At 45.8% G+C, this 6,820-nt stretch carries 8 protein-coding genes; 2 read left to right on the top strand and 6 right to left on the bottom strand.

Annotated features, from left to right (window positions below):
* Positions 1–655, top strand: a 655-nt coding sequence (locus VN105_RS18940; RefSeq protein WP_325643095.1) for a helix-turn-helix transcriptional regulator, incomplete at its 5' end; no start/stop codon positions are given.
* A gap of 8 nt (positions 656–663) precedes the next feature.
* On the opposite strand, the gene VN105_RS18935 is transcribed toward VN105_RS18940, so the two are convergent.
* Positions 664–1,767 carry an acyltransferase gene (locus tag VN105_RS18935; RefSeq protein WP_325643094.1) on the bottom strand — a complete coding sequence of 368 codons (1,104 nt, stop codon included), beginning with the start codon at positions 1,765–1,767 and terminating at the stop codon, positions 664–666.
* A 227-nt stretch (positions 1,768–1,994) separates the two neighbouring features.
* Here VN105_RS18935 and VN105_RS18930 point away from each other — a divergent pair, with 227 nt between their 5' ends.
* Positions 1,995–4,367: a TonB-dependent receptor gene (locus tag VN105_RS18930; protein ID WP_325643093.1), complete on the top strand. Its 2,373-nt coding sequence runs from the start codon at positions 1,995–1,997 to the stop codon at positions 4,365–4,367.
* 49 nt (positions 4,368–4,416) lie between these two features.
* On the opposite strand, the gene VN105_RS18925 is transcribed toward VN105_RS18930, so the two are convergent.
* The 5 genes from VN105_RS18925 to VN105_RS18905 all read right to left on the bottom strand — a co-directional run bounded on the left by VN105_RS18925 (position 4,417) and on the right by VN105_RS18905 (position 6,736).
* Positions 4,417–4,782: a rhodanese-like domain-containing protein gene (locus tag VN105_RS18925; protein WP_325643092.1), complete on the bottom strand. Its 366-nt coding sequence runs from the start codon at positions 4,780–4,782 to the stop codon at positions 4,417–4,419.
* Between the two features lie 37 nt (positions 4,783–4,819).
* Positions 4,820–5,278 carry a hypothetical protein gene (locus tag VN105_RS18920; RefSeq protein WP_325643091.1) on the bottom strand — a complete coding sequence of 153 codons (459 nt, stop codon included), beginning with the start codon at positions 5,276–5,278 and terminating at the stop codon, positions 4,820–4,822.
* A gap of 1 nt (position 5,279) precedes the next feature.
* On the bottom strand, positions 5,280–5,444 hold the full coding sequence (locus tag VN105_RS18915) for a hypothetical protein (protein ID WP_325643090.1): 165 nt from the start codon (positions 5,442–5,444) through the stop codon (positions 5,280–5,282).
* Between the two features lie 111 nt (positions 5,445–5,555).
* Positions 5,556–6,143 (bottom strand): TetR/AcrR family transcriptional regulator, encoded by a 588-nt coding sequence (locus VN105_RS18910; protein ID WP_325643089.1) that lies wholly within the window; start codon positions 6,141–6,143, stop codon positions 5,556–5,558.
* 122 nt (positions 6,144–6,265) lie between these two features.
* Positions 6,266–6,736: a hypothetical protein gene (locus VN105_RS18905; protein ID WP_325643088.1), complete on the bottom strand. Its 471-nt coding sequence runs from the start codon at positions 6,734–6,736 to the stop codon at positions 6,266–6,268.
* Between the last annotated feature and the right edge of the window lie 84 nt (positions 6,737–6,820).

The raw sequence follows: 6,820 nt of genomic DNA, 5'->3' as shown, positions 1-6,820 counted from the left end.
CTGGCTGCGCTACCTTATTGCCGGTATAGGTGTAATATGGGGCATTGTGATCTTTTACCGGACGCCGCAAACACTTTATATTTCCGTAGCCTTGTTCATGTTTTTCATCGGTTACTTTGGTATCAAGCAGGTGGGCATTTTTGCTGATCCGCCGGTTACTGCGCCGCTCTCCCCCGCCATTCCTGAAGACGCTATTCTTACAACAGAAACAGCCAGCGGGGCCGACAGTGGCAAAATGAAGTATGAAAGAACAGGGGTTACTGAAGAGGGGGTTATCAAAATACATGAGGCGCTGATTGACCTGATGAAGAAAAAACAGCTGTATAAGGAGCCTGAGCTAACCCTGGGCGACCTGGCAAAGGAACTGCAGGTTCATCCCAACATTCTCTCGCAGGTTATCAATTCACAGGAGCAGATGAGCTTCTACGATTATATCAATACCCAGCGGGTAGCAGCATTCAAACAACTTTTACAACAACCGGAAAGCAGGCAGTTCACCCTGTTATCGCTGGCTTTTGAATGCGGGTTTAATTCCAAATCGAGTTTTAACCGCAATTTTAAAAAGATCACGCAATACGCTCCCTCTGATTACCTGAAATTAAATAACATCCATATAGCCAACCCGGAAACAAAAGAAAACCCCGCCATGCGTTAGTAACCTGTTCAGGGTGCAAGCGGCGCTGCCTGTGCTTCCATCCTGCTTTTAAAAAACTTCCGTACCGGCGTATCCAGGTAAACCAGTACCAGGTAAGCGAATAATATCAACATAGCGGTACCTGTTATCATGATGGCGGTCATCTCTCCTGATCCCGGTTTTTCTTTCTCCACGTAACTCATAAATAACCATATAAACGGGTAGTGGATCATGTAAAGAGGATAAGATAATTCGCCTGACCATTTGCATATTTTACGCATGGCCGGCGTAACCTGCGCCCCGGCGCCAATGGCTACCAGCAACGGAAATAAAAAGATAACCACCAGGGGGTCGATGATGTGATTGAACTTATCAGAGAACGGGATCAGGAAAACCGCCAGGAGCAGGATACCCGTTGAAACGAATCCGGCCTTCGACCGGATCATCCAGCCGGAGCGGTACACCAGTGTCCCTGCCAGGAAAGAATAACTTACCCTTATGGCGCCGCCCATGATGTTATCGCCTCCCCAGCCAACGCCTAAATAACCGGATTGTTTTGCCTCATAACATAATGCAATGGCTGCAAGCGCTGTTAACACCCAGGTTATTTTGTTGCGCATCCGGAAAAGGAAAAAAGCATAGCAAATGTTGGCGATATACTCCCAAAACAGCGACCAGGTGGGCGGGTTCAGGTGAAACAGATTGAAATACCGTTCATGTACCAGTGGATAGGGTATCATAAGGCAGGACGACAGGAACATCCCTAACGTTTTACCGGCATACACCAGGAACAGTGTGCTGAAAGGATCAGATATAAATACCACAACACCAATCACCGACCCGATGATCACCAGGGGATGTAAACGGATCAACCTTAACTTCAAAAAGGCGGTTCTACCTATTTTATCAATACGCCGGTCGTATGCATAGGCAATAACAAATCCCGACAAACAGAAGAAAAAGTCCACCGCCAGATAAGCGTGTGCAATGAAGCTGTTATTATAATCGGGCACTGCAATCTCCATAAAGTGGAACACTACCACAGCCACTGCTGCTATTCCTCTCAGCCCATCCAGTACTTCAAAATGTTGTTTAGATGCAAGCAATGGAACCCGGCTTGTTGTATCGCGCATATTTACATGGAATCTTTTAGAAAATAACGTGCGCGCAAAGATGGCAATTAGTTGGCAGATACTATTAATGATATTGTATCAATATTTCGGGATTTCATCTCAATTCCAAACCCTTTCCCAAGTAGGGTCTGGCAATATTTCCCGATCTCGTAAATGAATTTCCGGATCGTGAAAACCGGCAGTACCGGGCTCTTATAACTTTGTGCGTCATAATCCAACCACTAGATATGCACAAACATTTACTATTGCTAATATGCATCCTGCTGCCGGGATCATGGCTCTATGCCCAGGATAAAGCAAATATAACCGGACAGGTAACCACCTCCGATGGCCAACCCGCTCCGGCTGTAACCGTGGTGTTGAAAAACACCCACCGCAGCGCCACTACCAATGAAGCCGGCAATTTCATTTTCCGCAATATGGAGGCCGGCCATTACGAACTGGAAATATCCCTTACGGGATACCAGGCGGTAACCCGGGAAGTGGTGGTAGAAAAAGGACAACGGGCGCATGTTACCATTGCACTCAGCATTCCTGTAAAAGCATTACAGTCTGTTACTATTACCGCCAATAAACACCGGCTTACACGGGTTAATAGTGAGTATGTGGCGAAAATGCCATTAAAGAACATAGAAAACCCGCAGGTATACACCACCGTTACCAAAGAGTTATTACAGGAACAGGTGGTGGTAAGCTATGCCGACACTATTAAAAATGTACCGGGTGTGGTAATGCAGCTGGAAAACAACAGCGCAGGCGGTACCGTTACTTCCAGGGGATTTTCCACGCAATCATTTCTCCGCAACGGAGTACCGGGCATTATTGGCGGCGGTACTATTGACCCATCCAACATTGAAACCCTGGAAGCCATTAAAGGACCGTCCGGCACACTCTATGGCAGCAGCTTCGTTTCCTTTGGCGGACTATTTAACCGGGTTACCAAAAAACCGTTCGATTACTTCAAAGGCGAAGTTGGATACACCGCCGGCAGCTATGGCCTCAGCCGCTTCACCGCAGATGTAAACACCCCGCTGAATAAAGAAAAAACTTTGCTGCTGCGCGTAAATGCCGCCAAACACAATGAAGGCAGTTTCCAGGATGCAGGCTTTAAGAACTATGTTTTCCTGGCGCCTACGCTCACCTATAAACTGGATGATAAAACCACGCTGACAGTAGATGCAGAATACCGCAATGAAAAAGGCAACAGCTTTTACCGCATGTTCGCAGATGGCTCCTATGCCACTGGTGTGCGCAGCCCGAAAGACCTGCAGCTGGATTTCCGCAAACGCTTCAGCGGCGACGATATTACCACCGCCAACACAGCGGCCAATCTGTATCTTACGCTTGACAGGCAGTTGTCTGCACAATGGAGCAGTCATACCAATTTCACTTACCTCAGCTCCACCGCTAATGGACTAAGCGGGTACCTGAGCATGAAACCCGGCAACGATTCACTGATCCGTTATATGAGCCACACGGAATACAGCAATGCCAATGCTATTGATTTCCAGCAAAACTTTAACGGCGATTTTAATATTGGCCACATGCGAAACCGTTTGGTAGCTGGTATTGACATCTACAGCGCCACTACTAAATCCAGCGGCTCTCCCGCGATTGCATTTGATGTGATCAGTGCAGCCAAACCAGGAGCAGCATATACCCAGCTTACACGGCTGGCATTACTGGACCGTTTTAAAGGATTAACCTATACCAAATCCACAGGCCAGCAAAACATTTACAGTGTTTACGTACAAGACGTACTGAACATCACCGATCGCTTCCTGGCAATGGCTTCTGTGCGCATAGACCGGTTCGATAACCGCGGCACCAAAAATATCACCCGCGATACCACTACCGGGAAGTACGCGCAAACTGCCGTATCGCCTAAGTTCGGGCTCGTATACGAAATAGTGAAAGACCAGCTCTCTGTGTTTGCCAACTACATGAATGGGTTCCAGAACATTGCACCGGTACAGCAGCCGGATGGTACTTTCAGCAGCTTCAAACCCAGCCAGGCCAACCAGTGGGAAGGCGGTGTTAAGGCTGCCCTGCTGGATGGCAACCTGAATGGAAGTATCAGCTACTACCGTATTGATGTAAGTGATATTACCCGCATGGATGTTCCCGAACGCCCTACTTATACCGTGCAAAACGGTACTCAATACAGCAGGGGCATAGAAGCAGAAATAACGGCTACTCCCCTGAGAGGCTTCAACATTGTGGCCGGCTATGCGTACAACGACAGCAAAATAGAAAAAAGCAATCCTGCAATGGATGGATTACGCCCTATTAGTGCAGGCCCCGCACATACCCTGAATACATGGCTCAGTTACCGCCTGCATACTGGCGCATTAAAAGGAGTTGGCCTGGGCTTCGGCGGTAATTATGCGTCGGACAATAAAGTGATCCTTAGCACCACCAGTGAATATGCCTTACCGGCGTATACAGTATTGAATGCAGCCCTTTCTTACGATAAACCACGGTTTGCTGTGGCTTTCAAGGTAAATAATATCAGCAACCAGGATTACTGGGTAGGATGGAGTACTACTATTCCGCAAATGCCGCGTAATTTCAGTGGCAGTGTTGCGTTGAAATTTTAATCTGTCGCTATTTATAAAAAGGCGTCTCATTTAATAATGAGGCGTCTTTTTACTTTACCGGCAACCCCAGCTTCTTCTGTAAATCACTCCAGGCGCCGCCATTATACACATGCTTAAAACCCTTTTCTTTCAGAATACTTTCCGCCTTTACACTTCTGAGGCCGTGTGAGCAAACAGTGATATAGGTTTTCGAGGAATCAAGTTCCACGTATCTTTCCCGGATGGTTCCCAAAGAAATATTTACGGCGCCTTTAATATGCTCCATTTCAAATTCCTGCGGCGTTCTTACATCCAGGATAACAGCGCCTTCCTTCACCAGCTTATCGAGGCCGTTATCCAGTGTACTGTATTTGTATACCCGGTAGCCAATGTAGATAACAAGCAGTATGCTTCCTGCTATGATTAAATTTTTCATATCCTCTCCATAATTTTTTACGATAGAACAAACCTGCCTATCTGAAATAAGGCCGGTGGGCAAAGGGTGAAAAGGGCCAGGGAATGGCCATGAATATAATGATCAGTGCGATGGCGTACCACAGCAACATGGTTTTGAATTTCTCTTTGTCTGTTGCCTTCCGTTTTGCCAATGCGGAGCCGATGGTAATAAGTATTATAGAAAGAAGCATTAACGTGCTATGGATCATCCCAAAAAATACCAGGTCAAATGATTTTCCTGCAGTACTAAAGTTGCTCAGAAAATACCTGATAACAGGACTGTGAAAGTAGAACGTAATACCGATAAGCAATTGAACATGTGCAATGGTGGCTGTCCAGTGGCGAACCAGGTTATCTGTTTTCGAAAATATTGCGCCGGTGAAATATCCTTTCCCGGCCCTGTATACTGCGTACACCAGGCTTATAAGCACCAGCCACCGGAACAGGGAGTGTATGAATGTAAGTGATTGATACATCTTATACTGTTTTACCGGTTCTTATAACAACATTAGTGGGGGCGCCTGCAATGCTGCATAGTTCTTTTACTATCACCATAACTATTATAAACAACAATGCAAAGCCTGTAACACCAGGGGATTCCGGCCACCCAAATGTGTACCCCGGATGAATATGCATATCCATACCATTGAATTTTTTATCAGTATGCGGCAAAGATAAATGAAAAACATACTAGTTAGTATGTTTTTAAATAAAAAATATCCGGCTGTTAAACTGGGGTGTTCAACAGGCCATTTATTTTAATGTGTTGAGATAAGACCGGAGTTGTTTCAGGTAAATGAGATAGATGGCTTTACTGTTTTCCAGCTTGCCCAGGTTTCGTATTCCCCAGTATCCTGAGATAATAAAAACGGCGACTTCCTTGCCATTCACCGTATTTTTCACGAATTTCTTCTTTTTACCTGCTTCTATAGCGTGGATAATAGCCTGCTCCCACTGGGCAGCCAGATCATTCAGGGCTTTGTTAAAATCCTTATTCCAGGCCATTTCCTGGGTAAAGTTAGCAGCGGGGCAACCATATTCCACTTTCAGGAATTGGTTTTCCATCAGGATATTATGCATCATGGCATAAATACCATCCAGCGGGTTGCCTTCCTGTTGAAGCGGGGTAATAAAAGTGCTTCTGAAATTGGGTTTCAGCAGCTCGTTGATGATAGCCACGCCCATTTCATCTTTGCTTTTGAAGTGATGATAGAACGCACCCTTAGTAACCTGTGTGGTTGCTAAAATTTCATCAATGCTTGTTGTCTGATAGCCATTAACATATATCAGTTCAAACGCTTTCTGCAGGATGTTTAACCGGGTTGCTGCTGCCTTTTTCATGTCAATTACCAAATGATCTCTTCAGCAAAAGAACAACATTTATTCTTTTCTTCGGGAAAAAGTATGCATGCCTGCCGGCACTCAAAAAACGGTATACACGCTGGCCACCTGTTAACAGGCGGTTACCTTCGCTTTATATCCTGCCCTTTCCTGGTATACAGCACTATAGCCGGACAGGGAGGATGAAGATCCTGGAAAATTTTGGCATAGGCAAATTCGGACAGCGGGCGGCGGGCAACATAGCCATAGCTTACCTCCACTTCATCTATATAATATTGTATACCGGCAGAACAGGAAAGCAGGCTGTTGCCCGCCCATCCCCGGGGAAGTTCACTCTTCAAAAAATCTAATACAAAATACTCCCTACCGGGATTTATCGGGTCCCGCAGATCGAAGGTATAATGCTCCATAGGCTTAAATTCATCTTTAACAACATACTGTTTGTTTAATGCAAGATGCCGGTCTTTCCAGCGCGCCTTTACAGTTACCTCCTTCAGCTTTTTCGTTTTAGGAACTGTATCTCCTGTGTGTTCCTGTGCCATGGCCGCAAAGGGCAACAAAAATAAAGCAATCATGAATATTGCACGTGTCATTATATCCAGCCTGTTTTAGGTTAAAAACATATAGTGTCCCATTATAAGTACACATGAAAACGAGGCAGCGTACGTATTTTCCCC

It is taken from the genome of Chitinophaga sp. (assembly GCF_035564935.1).
Taxonomy (GTDB): Bacteria; Bacteroidota; Bacteroidia; order Chitinophagales; family Chitinophagaceae; genus Chitinophaga.
The sequence above is the reverse complement of the archived record's forward strand: the minus strand, read 5'-3'. Positions and strand labels throughout refer to the sequence as shown.